Origin of the sequence: Salipiger sp. H15, assembly GCF_040409955.1 — a bacterium.
Taxonomy (GTDB): Bacteria; Pseudomonadota; Alphaproteobacteria; order Rhodobacterales; family Rhodobacteraceae; genus Salipiger.
In genome coordinates this window covers 1,006,840-1,024,038 of the sequence record NZ_CP123385.1, presented here as the reverse complement: position 1 = coordinate 1,024,038, position 17,199 = coordinate 1,006,840, and the positions used below count along the sequence as shown (strand labels likewise).

Genomic DNA, 17,199 nt, shown 5'->3' with positions numbered 1-17,199 from the left:
GCCCATGCCATACAGCTGGAAGACGGATACGGCGAAGGGGGGCGGAGAGCTGACGCTCTGGCCGCACCAGTCGCTTTCCGCCAGGGGTTTCGTCACCTTCATCGGCCTCTTCTTCTTCATGGCGCTGATCCCCTTCTACGCGCTTCTCGGCACGCACCTCCTTTGGGCGCTGCTGCCCTTCATGCTCGCGGCGCTCTGGGGCATCTGGGCCGCGCTGCGCCGCAACGAGAAGGACCGGCAGATCGTCGAGGTGCTGACGTTGACCCCCGAGACCACGCAGCTTGTGCGCCGCAACCCGCGCGGCCCGGCGCAGGACTGGCAGTGCAACACCTACTGGGTCAGCGCCCACATGCACGAGACCGGCGGGCCGGTGCCGCATTACGTCACGCTCAAGGGCGCCGGACGCGAGGTTGAGATCGGCGCCTTTCTGAGCGAAGAGGAGCGCAAGACGCTCTTTCTCGAGCTTTCCGACCGGCTGCGGCTTCTGGCGCGGCCCTGACCGCCCGAAAGGTTCCCATGGCCCAGGTTCCCGCCACCAAGAAGATGAAGCGCCGCGCCCTGCGCCTTGCCGCCGCGCTGAGCCCGGCGCTGGCCGAGCGGCTCTCGCCCGTTGCCTCGGAACGCGCCGCGCTTGCCCTGCGGGCCGCCTCCGCCGGGCAGCTGCGCCCGCGCGCCGAGCGGGTGATCTTCCTCATCCCGCTGGTCGGCCCGCATCACGTGGGCGACTGGGAGGCGGTGACCGCGCGGCTCGCACAGACGCTCGAGAGTTTCCGCAGGCAGGAGGGCGCGTGGCAGGCGGTGATCTGCTGCCAGGAGCGCCCGCCGCTGCCCGCGGCGCTGGCCGCGGACGCGCGCATCGCCTGGTTGCCCTTCGACGACCCCACCCCGGGCAACGACAAGTGGCGCAAGCTCGCGGCGCTCTGCGAGCACCTCGGCCGGATGGCCACCGGCCCCTCCTACGTGATGAGCTTCGACGCCGACGACCTGCTGCGGGACGGCACGGTCGCCGAGATGCTGGCGCGGCAGGAGCCCGGATACCTGGTGGAGACGGGCTACGTCATGGACCACGCCACGGGCGACGTGGCGCTGGCCGGGCCGCCGAGCGCCGCGATGCCGCTGCGCAAGCCCTTCTGGAAGCTCTGCGGCTCCTGCCTCGCGCTCTTCCACGACCCTGCCCTGCCGCAGAGCGCGGCGTTCCTGCGCGAGATGACCCAGCACGAGCACCGCATGTTCCCCTATCTCGCCGCGCTGGCGGGGCGCGCACCGGTGCCGTTCCGCAAGCCGGCGGTGCTCTACGTGCTCAACCATGGGGAAAACTTCGGCGCGCGGCGCGGGCGCGCGGGGTTTAAGACCCGCTTCGTGCAGCGCTTCCGGATCACCGACCCGAAGGAGCTGGCAAAGGTGGCGGAGGATTTCCCCGCCCCCTGACACTTGTCCTGCACCTCTCTTCGAAGAGAGGTGCAAATTCCTTCGAAGGAATTTGCCTCAGCCCGCCGCGGCGAGCCGGTCCTTGACCATCGGGCCGACGGCGCCGAAGTCCATGCGGCCCTGGTAGCGCGCCTTGAGCACGCCCATCACCCGGCCCATGTCGCGGATCGAGCTTGCGCCGACTTCCTTGACCGCGGCGTTCACCGCCTTGGAGATCTCGTCCTCGCTCATCGGCTTGGGCAGGAATTCCTCGATCACCGGGATCTCGGCCAGTTCCGCCTCGGCGAGGTCGAGCCGGCCGCCCTCCTCGTAGGTGCGCGCGCTCTCGCGGCGCTGCTTCACCATCTTGGCCAGGATCGACAGGAGCTCCGCATCGTCGACCCCGTCGTCATTGCCTTCGGCCCGGGCGGCGATGTCACGATCCTTCACGGCGGCGGAGATCAGCCGCAGCGTCGAAAGCCGCTTGGAGTCCTTGTCTTTCATGGCCTGCTTGGTGGCAGCCGTGATGCGTTCGCGCAATTCCATCGGAAAGGATATCCCCTGACGTTTCCAAACCCTGACACTACAGAAAGGGGTCCAAGGGCGCAATCCCGCCCTATACCTATGCAACTCATTGATTTTGTTGAATTTCGCTGAAAAAATCAGCGCTTGACCCTTCCAGCCTGTTCCCTTAGGCATGGCGCGATTTGCTTCCCGCCCAGATCGAACAGGAGTCGCGCCATGTCGCTCGCCACCCCCCAAAAGCCCACCGCATGCCTCGCGCTCGCCGATGGGACGCTGTTTTACGGACAGGGGTTCGGTGCGACCGGACAGGCGCAGGCCGAGCTCTGCTTCAACACCTCCATGTCCGGCTACCAGGAGATCATGACCGATCCGTCCTATGCCGGGCAGATCGTCACCTTCACCTTCCCGCACATCGGCAACGTCGGCGTGAACCCCGAGGATGACGAGACCGGCGATCCGGTCGCCGCGGGCATGGTGGTGAAATGGATGCCGACCCAGGCCTCCAACTGGCGCGCGGTCGAGGAACTCTCCGGCTGGCTCGCGGCGCGCGGCCGCATCGCCATCGGCGGCATCGACACCCGCCGCCTGACGCGCGCGATCCGCCAGCAGGGCGCACCGCACGTGGCGCTCGCGCACAACCCCGACGGCGTCTTCGACGTCGCGGCGCTGGTCGCCGCAGCCCGCGCCTTCCCGGGCCTGACCGGGCTCGACCTCGCCAAGGACGTGACCTGCGCGCAGAGCTACCGCTGGGACGAGATGCGGTGGGCCTGGCCGGACGGCTACCAACAGCAGACCAACCCGCGCAAGAAGGTGGTCGCCATCGACTACGGCGCAAAGCGCAACATCCTGCGCTGCCTGGCCTCGGCCGGCTGCGAAGTGACCGTGCTGCCCGCCTCGGCGACCAAGGATGACGTGCTCGCGCACAACCCCGACGGCGTGTTCCTGTCGAACGGCCCGGGCGACCCCGCCGCCACCGGCGCCTACGCCGTGCCGATGATCAAGGGCATCCTCGACGAGACCGACCTGCCGATCTTCGGCATCTGCCTCGGCCACCAGATGCTGGCGCTGGCGCTTGGCGCCAAGACCATCAAGATGAACCACGGCCACCACGGTGCGAACCACCCGGTCAAGGAACTCGAGACCGGCAAGGTCGAGATCACCTCGATGAACCACGGCTTCGCGGTGGACGGCCAGACCCTGCCCGCCGGCGTGGTCGAGAGCCACGTGAGCCTCTTCGATGGCTCGAACTGCGGGATTCGCATGACCGACCGCCCGGTGTTCTCGGTCCAGCACCACCCCGAGGCCAGCCCCGGCCCGCAGGACAGCTTCTATCTCTTCGAACGCTTCGTGAACAGCATGTGATATTTCCGCGATTTGTTTCGCGGAAGGTCACAAATTAAGGTTCGATTTACCGTCATGCCCTGAACTCTCCCTGTCCAGAGAGTTCAGGAGCCTGTCATGCATGGCGCGCCTCCGACCCACCACCAGCATCGCCGCAGCGGCCCGGGCCCCGGTCTCGGCCGCCCGCTCTGCGCGCTCCTCGTCGAGGAGGGCGCGCTCGACCCGGCGCAAGCGCTCGAGGCGCTGGCGCGCAGCCAGTCCCAGGGCAGCGCGCTCACCCGCCTGCTGATCGCCGAGGGCCGCGCCCGCCCCGAGGCCATCCGCGATGCGCTGGCCCGCAGCCACGGCGTGCCGTCGCTGTCGCGGCAGGACCTGGCCCCCGCTCCGGCGCTGGCCGGGCTGCTGCCGCCCGCCACCTGCCTGCGGCACTGCGTCCTGCCCCTGATGCGGCGCGACAACCGCCTCTCGCTCGCCCTCGCCCGCCCCGAGGCGCTTGCCGAGCTGCGTGCCCTCCTGCCCACAGGCGAGCCGGAGCCGGAGATCGCCTTCGCCACCGAGGAGGACATATTCGCCGAACTGGCCGCCCGCCACGGCGCCGAGCTGGCCGCCACGGCCGAGACCGCGCTGCCGGACGATCTCAGCTGCCGCGACCTCAACCGGCTGACGCCCCGGCGGGCGCTGGCGCTTGTCCTGCTGGCCACGACGCTGCTCGGCCTGCTCCTCACCGCCCCGGCGCTGCTCTTTTCCGGCGCGCTTGCGGTTGCCGCCGCCACGCTGGCGCTCGGGCAGATCGCCAAGCTTGCCGCCTTCGTCGCCGGGCTGCGGCCGCTGCCAGCGCCGCCGTCCGAACTGCGGCAGACCCCGTCCTTCTCGCTGCTGATCCCGCTGCACCGCGAGGAGAACATCGCCGCCACGCTGGTCCGGCGGCTCGGGCGGCTCGAGTACCCGCGCGCGCAGCTCGAGGCGCTGCTGGTGCTCGAGGCCGACGACGCCCGCACCCGCGCGACGCTGGAGGCCACCGCCCTGCCCCCCTGGATGCGCATCGTCGAGGTGCCCGGCGGCAGCGTGACCACCAAGCCCCGCGCGCTGAACTATGCGCTCGACTTCGCGCGCGGCGCCTACATCGGGATCTACGACGCCGAGGACAGCCCGGCCCCCGACCAGCTGCGCCGCCTCGCCGCGCATTTCAGCCGTGCGCCCCCGGACCTCGGCTGCGTGCAGGGCATTCTCGACCACTACAACGCCCATGCGAACTGGCTGTCGCGCTGCTTCACCATCGAATACGCGTCCTGGTTCCGCATCCTGCTGCCCGGCTTCGCGCGGCTCGGCTTCGCGGTTCCGCTTGGCGGCACGACCGCCTTCTTTCCGCGCGAGGTGCTTGACCGGGTCGGCCGTTGGGATGCGTTCAATGTGACCGAGGATGCCGACCTCGGCATCCGGCTGGCCCGGTTCGGCTACCGCACCGAGCTCCTGCCGCTGGTCACCCGCGAGGAGGCGAACTGCGAGGTCTGGCCCTGGGTCCGTCAGCGCTCGCGCTGGCTCAAGGGTTACCTCGTCACCTGGCTCGTGCACATGCGCAGCCCGCGCCGCCTCCTGCGCGAGCTGGGGCCGTGGCGCTTCTTCGGGTTTCAGGTGATCTTCCTGACCGGGCTGCTGCAATTCCTGCTCGCGCCGCTGCTCTGGTCGTTCTGGCTGATCCTGCTCGGCCTGCCGCATCCGCTGAGCGGGCCGGAGACGCCGGCGCTGCTGCGTGCAACCGCGCCGCTTCTGATCGGCGCCGAGGCGGTGTCGCTGCTCATCGGGCTCGGCGGCGTGCTGCGCAGCCCGCATCCGGGGCTGCTGCCCTGGGTGCCGACGCTCTTCCTCTATTTCCCGCTGGCGACCGTCGCGCTCTACAAGGCGCTCTGGGAGATGCTGAGCCGCCCCTTCTACTGGGACAAGACCAGCCACGGCCGCTCGCCGCCCGACCACGTGGGCGCGGACCTTCCCCCCGACGGCACCTGACGCTCAGGCGGTCTTGCGGCTGTCGAGCTTGAGGCGGGTGACGAAGGCCACCGAGATATGCTCGCGCAGCGCCTTGTCGGCCGCTTCCTCGTCGCGACGGGCGATGGCGTCGACGATCGCCGCGTGCTCGGCCAGCGCGTTGGTGCCGCGCCCCTCGGCGGCCAGCGAGGTGGTCGCCATCAGCGCCATGGAGCGGTGCACGAGGTCGAGCTGCTGCACGAGGTAGCGGTTGTGCGAGGCAAGCTGGATCATCCGGTGGAAACGGCGGTTGGCCCGCGCCAGCGCCGCCGGATCGTTGAGCAGCGCGCGATCCTCGTCGATCATGTCGCGCAGCACCTTCACCTCTTCCTCGGTGGCGTGGCGCGCCGCGAGCCGCGCGGCCAGCCCCTCGAGCTCGGTGCGCACCACGTAGAGCTCGGCCATCTGGTTGTGGTCGAGCGAGGCGACGATCAGCGACCGCCCGTCCCGCGCCAGCAGCGATTGCGTCTCGAGCCGCTGCAGCGCCTCGCGGATCGGGGTGCGCGAAACGCCGAATCGCTCGGCCAGCTCGCTTTCGACCAGCCGGTCCCCGGGGCGGTAGATGCCCTGGTCGATGGCCTCGAGGATCAGCGAATAAGCGTCCTTGTTCGGTGTCCGGTTCTGGCTCATCTGGGGCAGTCCTTCGTAAGTGATGCAGCAAGATAGCGGTAGCAGGGGCATGGGATCAACGCCCCGCTTCGTCGCATGTGCCGCACCGTCTCCCGATGGCCGCGCCGCCCATTGCCGCGCGCCGCCGCGGGGCGTAGGTTGCGGCCATGGTAAAGCAGCATTTCTCCCACGTGCGCCACTGGGTGTTCGATCTCGACAACACCCTCTATCCCCCTGCCGCCCGTCTCTTCGACCAGATCGAGCGCAAGATGACCGACGTGGTGATGCGAGTCACCGGCACCGGACAGGCCGAGGCCAACGCCCTGCGCAAGCGCTGGTGGATGGATCACGGCACGACGCTGGCCGGGCTCATGGCCAACCACCAGCTCGACCCCGACGCCTACCTGACCGAGGTGCACGACATCTCCTTCGACGCGCTCGAGCCCGACCCGCACCTTGCCGAGCTGATCGCGAACCTGCCGGGGCGCAAGATCGTCTACACCAACGGCAGCGCGCCCTACGCGGCGCGGGTGCTCGAGGCGCGCGGGCTCGCTGCCGCCTTCGATGCGATCTACGGCGTCGAGCACGCGAACTACCGGCCCAAGCCCGAACCGCTGGCCTTCGAGACCGTCTTCACACTCTCGGGCACCGACGCCGGCACCGCCGCCATGTTCGAGGACGATCCGCGTAATCTTGCCGCACCCCACGCCATGGGAATGCGCACCGTGCACGTCGCCCCCGAACGCGGAGAAGGCGCGCATATCCAGCACCATACGGACGATCTGACGGAATTCCTCGCACGGCTCTCCTGAGCCGCGCCCCGGCCGCGCGCCGGACCTGCGACACTTTTCGCCATGGGAGGCGCGGCCCGCCCTGCCTATCTCCTGCCCGACCCCAGACAGGAGATTCCGATGACCGCAGCCGACATCACCACCGTTCAGGACACCCACGCCCCCGCCAGCCGCAAGATCCGCGGCGAGGCCGTGCTCTTCCTCGTGGCCGCGCTGCTGCTGGTGATCGCCGTGGTCAACACGCTGGCCTTCGGCCTTGCCGGCCTGTCGATGACCGCGCTCGCGCTGGTCCCGGTGTGCTACTTCATGATCCTGTGGATCACCGTCGGCAAGTAAGCCGCATGGTCATGGCCGCGCGCCTGCCCTAGATAGGGGGCTCAAAGGAGAGCGGTCATGGATTACGACATTCTCATCTCGGGCGGCGGGATCGCCGGGCTCACCGCGGCCGCCGCCTTCGGCAATGCCGGTTTCTCGGTGCTCTGCGTCGATCCGGCGCCGCCGGTGACCGAGCGCGAGGCGCAGGGCGCCGACCTGCGCAGCACCGCCTTCCTGCAGCCCGCGCAGGCCTTCCTTGCCGAGACCGGCCTCTGGGAGCGCCTTGCGCCCCATGCCATGCCATTGCAGGTGATGCGCATCGTCGATGCCGGGGGCGAACTGCCCGAGCCGCGCATCGTCAAGGATTTCGACAGCGCCGAGATCTCCGAGCTGCCCTTCGGCTGGAACCTTCCCAACTGGCTGCTGCGGCGCGAGCTTTCCGACCACCTGCACGGGATGGCGGGCGTCACCTTCCTGCCCGGCACCGCCACCACCGCGCTCTTCACCCGCGAGGCCGAGGCCCGCGTCACGCTCAGCGACGGCCGCCGGGTGCGCACCCGGCTGGTGATCGCCGCCGACGGGCGGGACTCGCCCATGCGCGAGGCGGCGGGGATCGGGGTGAAGACCACCCGTTTCGGGCAGAAGGCGCTGGCCTTCGCCACCACCCACCCGATCCCGCATGGCAATGTCTCGACCGAGATCCACCGTACCGGCGGGCCCTTCACGCTGGTGCCGCTGCCCGATTTCGAGGGCCGCCCCTCCTCGGCGGTCGTCTGGATGGAGGAAGGCCCCAAGGCCGAGGCGCTGATGGCGCTCGCGCCCGAGGCCTTCGAGGCGGCCATGTCCGAACGCTCGTGCCACCTTTTCGGCCCGCTGAAGCTGGCCTCGCGCCGCACCCTCTGGCCGATCATCGCCCAGCACGCCGAGGCGCTCACCGGCCAGCGGCTCGCGCTGGTGGCCGAGGCGGCGCACGTGGTGCCGCCGATCGGCGCTCAGGGGCTGAACATGTCGCTGGCCGACATGAAGGTGCTGCGCGATCTCGCCGCCGCGCGCCCCGAGGCGCTTGGCGAGGCGCCGATGCTGGATGCCTATGCCCGCAAGCGGATGCCCGACATCCGCGCCCGCGTCGCCGGGATCACCGCGCTCAACCGCGCCTCGATGCTGTCGAGCCCGCTGCTGCGCGACGCCCGCGCCACGGCGCTCGACGCGCTCTACGGGGTGAAGTCGGTGCGCCGGACGCTGATGCAGATGGGGCTCGGCGCCAAGGGCTGAGGCATGAAGGGCTGAGCATTGCACGGGCCGGACACGCGACGCGCGTCCGGCCCGTTTCGCGTAAGGGCCTAGCGTCCGACCCGCAACGTGTGGCCGCGCAGCTCCTCGCTGAACGGCACCGGGTGCGGGTTGCCGCCGAGGCGTGCCCGGTAGATCGGCAGGCTTTCGGTCACCCGCATGACGTAGTTGCGCGTCTCGTTGAACGGGATCAGCTCGATCCAGTCGACCATGTCGATCTCGCCGCCGAGCGGGTTGCCGAAGTCCTTCATCCAGTTGATCGGCCGGGACGGACCGGCGTTGTAGCCCGCCGCCATCATCACCGGGTTGCCGTCGAACTTCTCGGACAGGCTCTGCAGGTAGCGCGCGCCGAGCTTGGCGTTGTAGGCCGGGTTGTCGAGCAGCCCCTCGAAACTGTAGGGCACGCCGAGCCAGCCCGCAACCTCCTTGGCGGTGCCCGGCATCAGCTGCATGAGCCCGCGCGCCCCCGCGCCCGAAACAACCCGCGGATCGAACTCGGACTCGCGCCGCGCGATGGCCAGCACCATCTCGCGCGGGATCGGGAACTCGGTCTTCAGCAGGTCGGGGTGCAGGGCGTAATAGGGACCCGCCAGCTCGATGCCGTATTGCGCCGCGCGCTTGCCGACCATGACCTCGACATGCGGGCGCTGCATCTGCGCCAGCATCTGGCCCAGCTGGCCGATCTGTTGCCGGTCCAGCCCCTCGGCGAGGTGCGTCAGGAAGCGCTCGCCCAGCGTCGTCTCGCCCGAGGCGAGCAGCAGCACCGCGGCGCTGTAGACGCTGCTCTGGGTGAATGGCGCGCTGCGCCAGTCGGGGAACTGCTCGGTCCCGGCAAGGCGCGGATCCGGCGGCAGCCCGCCGCGCTCCGCCGCCAGCAGCCCGTAGAACGAGGTCTGGTACTGCGCGCCCTGCGCATAGGCCTGCCGCGCCTCCTCGGTGTCGCCGAGCGCCTCGAGCGCGCGGCCGATCCAGTAACCGGCCCGTCCCTTCGAGATCGGCGAGGCCACCGCGCCGTCGTGATTGCGGAAGTGCCGCAGCGCGGTCTGCGGATCCTCGAGGAAGCGCAGCGCGATGAAGCCCGAGAGCCATTCCAGCGACGCGAATTGCTCGCCCTCGGTCAGCCCGTGGCGCGAGGCGATGGCATAGGCGGTCTCGGCATCCCCCCGACGCAGCTCCTGGTGGGCGAGATCGTCGCGGCGATCGGCCCAGGCCCAGGGCTCGCCAAGCGCCTCGGCGCTGCTCGACCGCTCGAGCAGCAGCGAGATCGCGTCATCCCCGCGGCCCTTGCGGATCCGCCAGAGGTAGCGCTCGTAGGCCAGCCCCGGATCGTTGGTCAGCTCCGCCGGGACCGCGGCGATGCGCACGTCGACGCCGGGATCGAGCGCGCGCAGCGCCAGCCGCGCCTCGGCGAGCTTGCGCCAGCCGTCCGAGACGAGCGGCAGCAGCGCCCGGGCGTTCTCTTCCCAGCCCTGCCACAGCGCCATGTCGAGCCGCGCCTGGTGATGCGGCTTCAGCAGGTCGCCCCAGTCGCGCAGGAAGGTCGCCCGCTCCTCGGGGGCCAGCGGCAGGGTGCGCCAAGCCATGACGATGTCGGCCTCGGCCGCCCCGCGCTCGCCCTCGGCCATGTGCGCGCGCGCCAGCGCCAGCGCCCCGGCGCCGGTCTGCGGCATGTAGCCCGAGAAGAACTGGCGGATGGTGCCGAGATCGGATTCCGAGATGGCGATCTCGGATTTCTCGCGCAGGTAGGGCATGCCCGGCCAGTCCGGGTTGCGCTGGATGAACTCCATGACCTGGGCGGCGTTGCCCCGGCTGGCGCGAAGGTAATGCCAGAGCACCACGTCGAGCGCGGCCTGACCGTCGCCGCGCGACTCGATCAGGGCAGCGGCCCAGTTGCCCGAGCGCATCTCCGCCAACGCTTTCGCGAGCGGGCGGTCTTGCGGCAGGGCGGGCGTGGCAATCAGGGCAAGAAGCAGGAAGAGAGCGGCGCGGAGGCGCGACATGAGCTTGCAATTTCCTTGACGAAAAGGAATAGACACGCCGCGGACATTAGCGTGGGGCGGAGAGGGTTCCAATTCACATTCCCTCCAGACTTGCGCTTCGAGGAGCCGCAGCGAACACATCAACATTCAAGGAGCGTGTCATGTTCAAAGGTTCGATGCCAGCACTGGTCACGCCGTTCAAGGACGGCGTCGTGGATTTCGACGCGCTCAAGAAACTCGTCGATTGGCACGTGGCCGAGGGCAGCTCGGCGCTGGTGCCCGTGGGAACGACCGGCGAGAGCCCGACCCTCAGCTACGAAGAGCACGAGGCGGTCGTCGAGTGCGTCGTGAAGACCGCCGCGGGCCGGGTGCCGGTGATCGCGGGCGCGGGCTCGAACTCGACCGCCGAGGCGATCCACTTCATGCAGTTCGCCGAGAAGGTGGGCGCGCAGGCGGCGCTGGTGGTCACCCCCTATTACAACAAGCCGACCCAGGCCGGGCTGATCGCGCATTTCACCGCCGTGCATGACTGCGCGAACCTGCCGATCATCATCTACAACATCCCCGGCCGCTCGGTCGTCGACATGTCCCCCGCCACGATGGGCGAGCTTGCCAGGCTGCCGCGCATCATCGGCGTCAAGGACGCCACCGGCGATCTCGCACGGGTCTGTGCGCAGCGCATCACCTGCGGCCCGGACTTCCTGCAGATCTCGGGCGAGGACGCCACCGCGCACGGCTTCAACGCCCAGGGCGGCGTCGGCTGCATCTCGGTGACCGCGAACGTGGCCCCGGCACTCTGCGCGCAGATGCAGGCGGCCACCGCGGCGGGCGACTATGCCAAGGCGCTCGAGCTGCAGGACCGGCTGATGCCGCTGCACCAGGCGATCTTCGCCGAGCCGGGCGTCTGCGGCGCGAAATACGCGATGAGCCGCCTCGGCCTCTGCAACGACGAGATGCGCCTGCCGCTGGTGCCGGTGACCGAGCCGGTGCGCGCCCGCATCGACGCGGCGCTGCGCCACGCCGGCCTGATGCACTGAGGCCCGTCGCGGGGCGCGCGTCCCGCGGTTCCGGGAAGACGGGGGCTCTGCCCCCGCACCCCCGGGATATTTCCGACATGTGGAAGCGGCCGTGAAAAGAAGGAGGCGGGTCCGGCATGGACCCGCCTCCTCTGCATTCTGCCCCGGCGGTGTGGCCCGCCGGGGCGCGCGCTCTCACTCCGCGTCGGTGCTCTCGACGCCCACCGGCTGGCCGACCACCACGAAGCGCAGCGCATCCGTCCGCAGCAGGCGGGCGGCGACGCGCTTGACGTCGTCCAGGGTCACCGCCTCGATCTGGTCGTTGCGCGTGGCGATGTAGTCCGGGGTCAGCCCGTCCATCTGCATGCCCACGAGGATGCCGGCAATCGGGGCATTGCCGTCGAAGCGCAGGGGATAGGCGCCGGTGAGGAAGGTCTTGGCCTGGTCCAGCTCCTCGTCGGTGACGCCACTCTCGGCCATCTTTGCCCATTCGTCGCGGATCACGCCGATCGCCTCGCCGACGCGGTCGTTGGCCGAGGCCACCTGGCCGAGGTAGAGCTCGGCATGGTCCATCGGCACGAGGTAGGAATAGACCCCGTAGGTGAGGCCGCGCTTCTCGCGCACCTCCTTCATCAGCCGCGCCTCGAAGCCGCCGCCGCCGAGGATGGTGTTCATCACGTAGGCGGCGAAGAAGTCGGGGTCGTCGCGCTTGAGCCCCTTCTCGCCGAAGAAGGCCACCGACTGCGGCGTCTCGAAGGGCACCACGGTGACCCCGGCACTGGTCTGCACGTCGACGTCCTGCGGCATCGGCGCGCCGGTCTCCGGCAGGTCGCCGAGCAGGTTGTCGATCAGCGCCGAGAGATCCTCGGGCGAGATGTCCCCGGTCGCGGCGATGTAGACGCGGTCCTTGGCCATCGCGTTCTTCCAGGCGGCGACGATGTCGTCGCGGGTCAGCGCCGAGACGCTCTCGACCGTGCCGGAGGAATCCGAGCCGTAGGGGTGATCGCCGAAGACCTTCGCGTAGAAGGTCGTGCTGGCGATGGCGTTGGGGTCCTTCTCGTCGCTGCGGATGCCCGAGAGCACCTGCGCGCGGACGCGCTCGATGGCGGTGTCGGAGAAGCTGGGCTCGATCAGGCTCTGGCGCAGCAGCTCCACTGCCTGCGCGCGGTTCTCGGTGAGGAACCGCGCCGAGACCGAGACCGTATCCTGCCCGGAGTCGTACTGGAAGCTCGCGGCCAGCGCCTCGGCCTCGGCGGCGAAGCCCTGCGCGTCATAGCCGCCCGCGCCCTCTTCGAGCAGGCCGACCATGAGGTTGGTGGCGCCGCGCTTGCCCGGCGCGTCGAGCGCCGCGCCGCCGCGGAAGCGGATCTCGAGCGCGGTGAAGGGGATCGAGGGCTCCTCGACCAGCCAGGCCTTGAAGCCGTGCGGCGTCTCGACCTGCTGGACGTCGATCTCGGCCGCGGCGGGCAGCGCCAGCCAGAGCGAGGCGGCGGCGGCGATCAGCGGGGCGATCACCGGCTTCGGAAGGGCGAAGAACTTCATTGGCTCACCTCTTCGGCATTGGTCTGCGGCAGCGACACGGGTGCCGTTTCGGAGGAGGACGCGGGCGCCGCGTCCGCGGGGGTGGTCAGGTAGCCGGTGACCGAGTGGCGCCTGTCGAAGACCTTGCGCGCGGCGGCGACGATCTGCTCGCCGGTCACCTCCTGCAGGATCCCGGGCCAGGCTTCCACGTCCTCGACCGTCAGCCCCGAGGTCAGCGCGTTGCCGTAGCGCTGCGCCACGCTGGCCACGTCGTCGCGGTCGTAGATTTCCGAGGCGCGGGCCTGGAACTTGATCCGCTCGAGCTGCGCCTCGTCGCAGCCGGTCTCGAGGAAGGCCGCGAGCTCGGCGTCGAGCGCCGCCTCGGCCTCTTCCAGCGTGACGCCGGGCGCCGGCACGATGCCGAAGCCGAAGCTGCCGTCATCGTAGGAGGTGCCGTCGTAGAAGGCGCCCACGTAGATCGCCTTGTGCTGCTGGAACTGCAGCTTCTGGTTCAGCACCGAGGTCGGGCCGCCGCCGAGGATCTCGGCCAGCAGGGTCAGCGCCGCGGCCTCCTGCTGGTCGCCGGGATCACGCTCGGGCGCGAGGTAGAGGCGCATCACGTAGGGCTGCGCCACGCGCGGGTCCTCGAAGCGCAGCCGGCGCTCGGCCATCTGCCGCGGCTCCTGCGGGCGCGCGCGCGGCGCGCCGACCTCGGGGTTGGCGGGAAGCTGGCCATAGGTCCGCTCGGCCAGTTCGCGCACCTTGCCGGGGGTGGTGTCGCCCGCCACCACGAGGATCGCGTTGTTGGGCGCGTAGTTGCGGCGGTAGAAGGCCAGCGCGTCGCCGAGGTCGAGGTTCTCCATCTCCTCGCGCCAGCCGATCACCGGCACGCCATAGCGGCTGTTGAGATAGAGCGACGCGTTCATCTGCTCGCGCAGCAGCGCGCCCGGATCGTTCTCGGTGCGCATGTTGCGCTCCTCGATGATCACGTCGCGCTCGGTGAGGATGTCCTCCTCGTCGAGCTTGAGGTTGACCATGCGGTCCGCCTCCATCTCCATCATCAGCCCGAGCCGGTCGGCGGCGACGCGCTGGTGATAGGCGGTCTGGTCGAAGGAGGTGAAGGCGTTGTCGGTGCCGCCGTTGCGTGCCACGATCTTCGAGAACTCGCCCGGCGCCATCTTGTCGGTGCCCTTGAACAGCAGGTGCTCGAGGAAATGCGCGACACCCGAGCTGCCCGCGGTCTCGTCGGCGGAGCCCGCCTTGTACCAGACCATGTGCACCACCACCGGCGCGCGGTGATCCTCGACCACGACGACATCCATGCCGTTGCCCAGCGAGAAGGTGGTGACCGGGGTCTTCTCGGGCCCCTCCGGCGTCTCGGCCCGCAGCGGCATCGCCGACAGCACCACCACGGCCAGCGCCGCGCTCCATGACTTCATCTGCAAGCCCCAATCCTTCGGTGAAACGAAATCTGCCCCCAACCTACGGGTCGGGGGCAGTCATTCCAAGCTGGGCTTGCGCTTTCGTGAAGGGCCGCGTGCTCAGTCGGCGACAGGCGGCGCAGACGGGGTGCGCGCGCCGGCGTTCCGGTAGGCGTAAAGCGCCGCGTAGGGATCGAGGATCTGCTCGCGATAGGCCCTGTTGTACTCGTCGTCCTTGATGAGCTTCCAGTTGAAGACCGAGCGGTCCTGGCGGAACTGGGCGTCCTCGACGGCGAGCCGGGCGCGGATGTTGCCGTCGCGGCCGAAACGCGAGGCACCGTTCACCAGCGCGGCGTCGCGGGCGGGAACTTCCCCCACCACAAGCGCCGCGGGATTGCCGCCAAGCGCGGCGACGGCATCGGCAAAGGGCGTCTGGTCGGTGCGGTTGGCGCTGCCCGGGGTCGGCGCCGGCAGCTCGGCGAAGCTCTGCGGCATTTCCAGCGGCTTGTTCGGCACGATGGCGAATTCCTCGGGCGTGCCGCGGTTGTTGCGCAGCTGGTGCAGCGTGCGCGGCTCGCTCGAGGTGCACGCGGCTAGCGCGACCCCTCCGATCATCAGCACGAGATGCGGCAGCTTCATGGCCATTCTCCGGTTCTTGCCTTTGGCCCTGATCTATACGATCCGCGCCGTCCCGTCACGGGGCCTTTTTCCGCTTGCCCGCCTCGGTGCCGCCCGAGAAGAGCACGAGCCCGATCGCGCCGGCAAAGATCGCGATGTCGGCGACGTTGAAGGCGAAGGGGTTGTTCAGCCCGCAGCAGGACATGTTGAGGAAGTCCGCGACCGCGCCGTAGACCAGCCGGTCGATCACGTTGCCGAGCGCGCCGCCGATCAGCAGCCCGCCCGAGATCAGCCCCAGCGCGCCCGGCGGGTCGCGCCGCAGCCAGACCGAGACGAAGAGCACGATGCCCAGCGCCACGGCGATCAGCGTCCAGCGCGCCGCCGCCGCGTCATCGGCGAAAAGGCCGAAATTCATCCCGCGATTCCATGCCATGCGGAAATTCAGGACCGGCGGCAGCACGTCGATCGACAGCCGCTGCGCCAGGCCCATCACGTGCACCACGAGCCATTTGGAAAGCTGATCCACCACGAAGGTGATCGCCGCCGTCACCAGTACCAGCCGCATGAGGTCTCCTTGCGCCGGGGCCTCCGTGCCCCGGGTTTCCGCAGAGGTCTACAGTCAGCGCGCCGCGAGGGAAACCCCTGCCCGGCTCACGGCTGCGCCATCGCGCGGGCGAGCAGCGCGCGGAAGGCGGCAGTGGCGGCCTGCTCGTCGATCGCGCCCGGATCGTTCACCGTGAGTGCGACGCAGAGCGGACGGTCCTGTGCGTCACTGAGCGCGACGGTGAAGTTGAGCACGCCGGGCTCCGAGCCGCCCTTGTAGGCGGCGGGCCCCATCCCCTCGGCCGGACCGGGGTTGATCTGCAGCATCGGCAGGTCCGCGACCGGCAGGATCAGCGCGCAGAGCCGGTCGAGCGGCACGTACCAGTCGACGCCCGGCACCGCAGGCCCGGTGGCCGCCGCGGGATCCGGCGGCAGCGCCGCGGCCTCGGCGGCGATCGCGGGCCGGTCCTCGGGGAGCGCGTCGAGCCAGGCCTGCCGGATCGCGGGATCCGCCCGCAGCGCGAAGAATTCCCGCGTCGAGAGCATCGCGTCCGGGGTGACGCCAAGCTCCTCGGCCACGGCCTCGCGCCCCAGCAGGTCGAGCAGCAGGTCGGTGGCGGTATTGTCGCTCTCGGCGATCATCAGCAGCGCCGCCGTGTGCAGCGTCACCGGCGCCTCGTCGGGAAAGTCCTGCAGCCGCCCCGAGGGCAGCGATCTCTGGGCCTCGCCGAGCCGCAGCACCCGGTCCCAGTCGGTTCGGCCCGACTTCACCTCGCGCGCGAGCACCGACAGGATCCCGAGCTTGAAGGCCGAGTTGACGGCCATGGGATGCGACGCCGCCATCGAGGTCAGCTCCTCGTCGCCGCGCGTCACCAGCCACGAGACCTCGTCGCCCAGCGCCCCGAGCCCGGCCAGCGTGTCTCCGAAATCGGCGTCCGGCGCCACGGACACCACCTGGTCCGACTGCTGGGCCAGCATGGGACCGGCCGCGATGGCCCACAGGAACAGCGTCAGGGCGAGCCTCGAGAATACCTTCACGCCAATCTCTCCTTGAAAATCCGGGGCGGAACCTGCCCGCCCGCGAGTCATCCTTTCACAAATCCCCCGCGCCGTGAATTGGCGGATGGGAGAGGGTGCAGGCCGCGGGCGCGGCGGATCCCTCCGAAAGGAGGCGCCCGCCTCCGCCGCAAGGAGTGCCCATCCTCTGGGCGTCCGCGGTCAAAACCTCGAGAGCCGGGGACGGGTCGGCGGAATTCCCGGCGTCAAGTGCAATCTCAGGTTGCCACGCCGCGGACTTTTGAGGAATGTATTCGGAAGGTGATATCATTTCAAACACCATTGATTTAAAAAGATTTTTATTGGGATGACTCCTCCGTGACACCACCCGACTCCTCTTTTGTCCCCGCGCGCGTCGGCTGGGGCGTGAAACTTCTGGGCTGGATCTGCGTCCTCTTCGGCCTCGTGCTCCTCGCGGGCGGCGTCTGGCTGATCCTGCTGGGCGGCAGCTGGTACTATGCCCTTGCCGGGCTCGGGCTCGTCGGCACCGGCGTGCTGCTCAACCGCGGCAGCATGGCAGCGCTGTGGCTCTACCTGATCGTCTGGACCGGGACCCTGGCCTGGGCCTGGTGGGAAAGCGGCAGCGACTGGTGGGCGCAGGTGCCCCGAATGCTGTCCCCGACGGTGATTCTGCTGCTGATGCTGCCCTGCCTCCCGACCCTGCGTCGCTTCGGCCGCAGCCGCGCGTGATGGAGCGGGGCGGCACCTCCTCCGCCCCGACCCGGATTTTCCGCATGATTTCCCG

General features: G+C 69.7%; 17 protein-coding genes. 9 read left to right on the top strand and 8 right to left on the bottom strand.

Annotated elements, in window-relative coordinates; translation table 11 throughout:
• Positions 1-4: 4 nt before the first annotated feature.
• Together PVT71_RS19115 and PVT71_RS19110 are read left to right on the top strand one after the other, a co-directional pair.
• Positions 5-499 carry a DUF2244 domain-containing protein gene (locus PVT71_RS19115; RefSeq protein WP_353474035.1) on the top strand — a complete coding sequence of 165 codons (495 nt, stop codon included), beginning with the start codon at positions 5-7 and terminating at the stop codon, positions 497-499.
• A 17-nt stretch (positions 500-516) separates the two neighbouring features.
• Positions 517-1,428, top strand: a complete 912-nt coding sequence (locus tag PVT71_RS19110; RefSeq protein ID WP_353474034.1) for a hypothetical protein — start codon at positions 517-519, stop codon at positions 1,426-1,428.
• A gap of 57 nt (positions 1,429-1,485) precedes the next feature.
• Here PVT71_RS19110 and PVT71_RS19105 read toward each other — a convergent pair whose 3' ends face one another.
• Entirely contained in the window at positions 1,486-1,953 is a 468-nt protein-coding gene (locus PVT71_RS19105) for a GatB/YqeY domain-containing protein (protein ID WP_353474033.1), read from the bottom strand.
• Between the two features lie 195 nt (positions 1,954-2,148).
• On the opposite strand from PVT71_RS19105, the gene carA reads away from it, so the two are divergent.
• Both carA and PVT71_RS19095 read left to right on the top strand, forming a co-directional pair.
• Positions 2,149-3,294 carry a glutamine-hydrolyzing carbamoyl-phosphate synthase small subunit gene (carA, locus tag PVT71_RS19100; RefSeq protein WP_353474032.1) on the top strand — a complete coding sequence of 382 codons (1,146 nt, stop codon included), beginning with the start codon at positions 2,149-2,151 and terminating at the stop codon, positions 3,292-3,294.
• Positions 3,295-3,390: 96 nt separating this feature from the next.
• Entirely contained in the window at positions 3,391-5,277 is a 1,887-nt protein-coding gene (locus tag PVT71_RS19095; RefSeq protein WP_353474031.1) for a glycosyltransferase family 2 protein, read from the top strand.
• Positions 5,278-5,280: 3 nt separating this feature from the next.
• On the opposite strand, the gene PVT71_RS19090 is transcribed toward PVT71_RS19095, so the two are convergent.
• Positions 5,281-5,925: a GntR family transcriptional regulator gene (locus PVT71_RS19090; RefSeq protein ID WP_353474030.1), complete on the bottom strand. Its 645-nt coding sequence runs from the start codon at positions 5,923-5,925 to the stop codon at positions 5,281-5,283.
• 146 nt (positions 5,926-6,071) lie between these two features.
• On the opposite strand from PVT71_RS19090, the gene PVT71_RS19085 reads away from it, so the two are divergent.
• The 3 genes from PVT71_RS19085 (at position 6,072) to PVT71_RS19075 (ending at position 8,282) form a co-directional block, all read left to right on the top strand.
• Entirely contained in the window at positions 6,072-6,716 is a 645-nt protein-coding gene (locus tag PVT71_RS19085; protein WP_353474029.1) for a pyrimidine 5'-nucleotidase, read from the top strand.
• A gap of 99 nt (positions 6,717-6,815) precedes the next feature.
• Positions 6,816-7,031 carry a hypothetical protein gene (locus PVT71_RS19080; RefSeq protein ID WP_353474028.1) on the top strand — a complete coding sequence of 72 codons (216 nt, stop codon included), beginning with the start codon at positions 6,816-6,818 and terminating at the stop codon, positions 7,029-7,031.
• 57 nt (positions 7,032-7,088) lie between these two features.
• On the top strand, positions 7,089-8,282 hold the full coding sequence (locus PVT71_RS19075; protein ID WP_353474027.1) for a UbiH/UbiF family hydroxylase: 1,194 nt from the start codon (positions 7,089-7,091) through the stop codon (positions 8,280-8,282).
• A gap of 68 nt (positions 8,283-8,350) precedes the next feature.
• Here PVT71_RS19075 and PVT71_RS19070 read toward each other — a convergent pair whose 3' ends face one another.
• Positions 8,351-10,300 (bottom strand): lytic transglycosylase domain-containing protein, encoded by a 1,950-nt coding sequence (locus tag PVT71_RS19070; RefSeq protein ID WP_353474026.1) that lies wholly within the window; start codon positions 10,298-10,300, stop codon positions 8,351-8,353.
• Between the two features lie 140 nt (positions 10,301-10,440).
• Here PVT71_RS19070 and dapA point away from each other — a divergent pair, with 140 nt between their 5' ends.
• Positions 10,441-11,316: a 4-hydroxy-tetrahydrodipicolinate synthase gene (dapA, locus tag PVT71_RS19065; protein WP_353474025.1), complete on the top strand. Its 876-nt coding sequence runs from the start codon at positions 10,441-10,443 to the stop codon at positions 11,314-11,316.
• Positions 11,317-11,490: 174 nt separating this feature from the next.
• On the opposite strand, the gene PVT71_RS19060 is transcribed toward dapA, so the two are convergent.
• From PVT71_RS19060 to PVT71_RS19040, 5 genes are all read right to left on the bottom strand, one after another.
• Positions 11,491-12,837, bottom strand: coding sequence for a pitrilysin family protein (locus tag PVT71_RS19060; protein WP_353474024.1), 1,347 nt, complete (start codon positions 12,835-12,837; stop codon positions 11,491-11,493).
• A complete protein-coding gene (locus PVT71_RS19055) occupies positions 12,834-14,255 on the bottom strand; it encodes a pitrilysin family protein (RefSeq protein ID WP_353474023.1) in 1,422 nt (473 codons plus the stop codon). The genes PVT71_RS19060 and PVT71_RS19055 overlap by 4 nt, the downstream gene beginning before the upstream one ends.
• 102 nt (positions 14,256-14,357) lie before the next feature.
• Complete coding sequence (locus PVT71_RS19050; protein ID WP_353474022.1) at positions 14,358-14,876, bottom strand: DUF3035 domain-containing protein; 519 nt, start codon at positions 14,874-14,876, stop codon at positions 14,358-14,360.
• Between the two features lie 55 nt (positions 14,877-14,931).
• The gene (gene lspA, locus PVT71_RS19045) at positions 14,932-15,420 is read right to left on the bottom strand and encodes a signal peptidase II (protein WP_353474021.1); all 489 of its coding nucleotides are present in this window, start codon (positions 15,418-15,420) and stop codon (positions 14,932-14,934) included.
• Between the two features lie 86 nt (positions 15,421-15,506).
• Positions 15,507-16,436, bottom strand: coding sequence for a serine hydrolase (locus PVT71_RS19040; protein WP_353474020.1), 930 nt, complete (start codon positions 16,434-16,436; stop codon positions 15,507-15,509).
• Between the two features lie 336 nt (positions 16,437-16,772).
• Here PVT71_RS19040 and PVT71_RS19035 point away from each other — a divergent pair, with 336 nt between their 5' ends.
• Complete coding sequence (locus tag PVT71_RS19035; protein WP_353474019.1) at positions 16,773-17,144, top strand: glucose dehydrogenase; 372 nt, start codon at positions 16,773-16,775, stop codon at positions 17,142-17,144.
• Positions 17,145-17,199: the final 55 nt, after the last annotated feature.

Coding starts and splice junctions, on each gene's coding strand:
- PVT71_RS19115 (WP_353474035.1), top strand. CDS start 5: ATGCCATACAGCTGGAAGACGGATACGGCGAAGGGGGGCGGAGAGCTG.
- PVT71_RS19110 (WP_353474034.1), top strand. CDS start 517: ATGGCCCAGGTTCCCGCCACCAAGAAGATGAAGCGCCGCGCCCTGCGC.
- PVT71_RS19105 (WP_353474033.1), bottom strand. CDS start 1,953: ATGGAATTGCGCGAACGCATCACGGCTGCCACCAAGCAGGCCATGAAA.
- carA (WP_353474032.1), top strand. CDS start 2,149: ATGTCGCTCGCCACCCCCCAAAAGCCCACCGCATGCCTCGCGCTCGCC.
- PVT71_RS19095 (WP_353474031.1), top strand. CDS start 3,391: ATGCATGGCGCGCCTCCGACCCACCACCAGCATCGCCGCAGCGGCCCG.
- PVT71_RS19090 (WP_353474030.1), bottom strand. CDS start 5,925: ATGAGCCAGAACCGGACACCGAACAAGGACGCTTATTCGCTGATCCTC.
- PVT71_RS19085 (WP_353474029.1), top strand. CDS start 6,072: ATGGTAAAGCAGCATTTCTCCCACGTGCGCCACTGGGTGTTCGATCTC.
- PVT71_RS19080 (WP_353474028.1), top strand. CDS start 6,816: ATGACCGCAGCCGACATCACCACCGTTCAGGACACCCACGCCCCCGCC.
- PVT71_RS19075 (WP_353474027.1), top strand. CDS start 7,089: ATGGATTACGACATTCTCATCTCGGGCGGCGGGATCGCCGGGCTCACC.
- PVT71_RS19070 (WP_353474026.1), bottom strand. CDS start 10,300: ATGTCGCGCCTCCGCGCCGCTCTCTTCCTGCTTCTTGCCCTGATTGCC.
- dapA (WP_353474025.1), top strand. CDS start 10,441: ATGTTCAAAGGTTCGATGCCAGCACTGGTCACGCCGTTCAAGGACGGC.
- PVT71_RS19060 (WP_353474024.1), bottom strand. CDS start 12,837: ATGAAGTTCTTCGCCCTTCCGAAGCCGGTGATCGCCCCGCTGATCGCC.
- PVT71_RS19055 (WP_353474023.1), bottom strand. CDS start 14,255: ATGAAGTCATGGAGCGCGGCGCTGGCCGTGGTGGTGCTGTCGGCGATG.
- PVT71_RS19050 (WP_353474022.1), bottom strand. CDS start 14,876: ATGAAGCTGCCGCATCTCGTGCTGATGATCGGAGGGGTCGCGCTAGCC.
- lspA (WP_353474021.1), bottom strand. CDS start 15,420: ATGCGGCTGGTACTGGTGACGGCGGCGATCACCTTCGTGGTGGATCAG.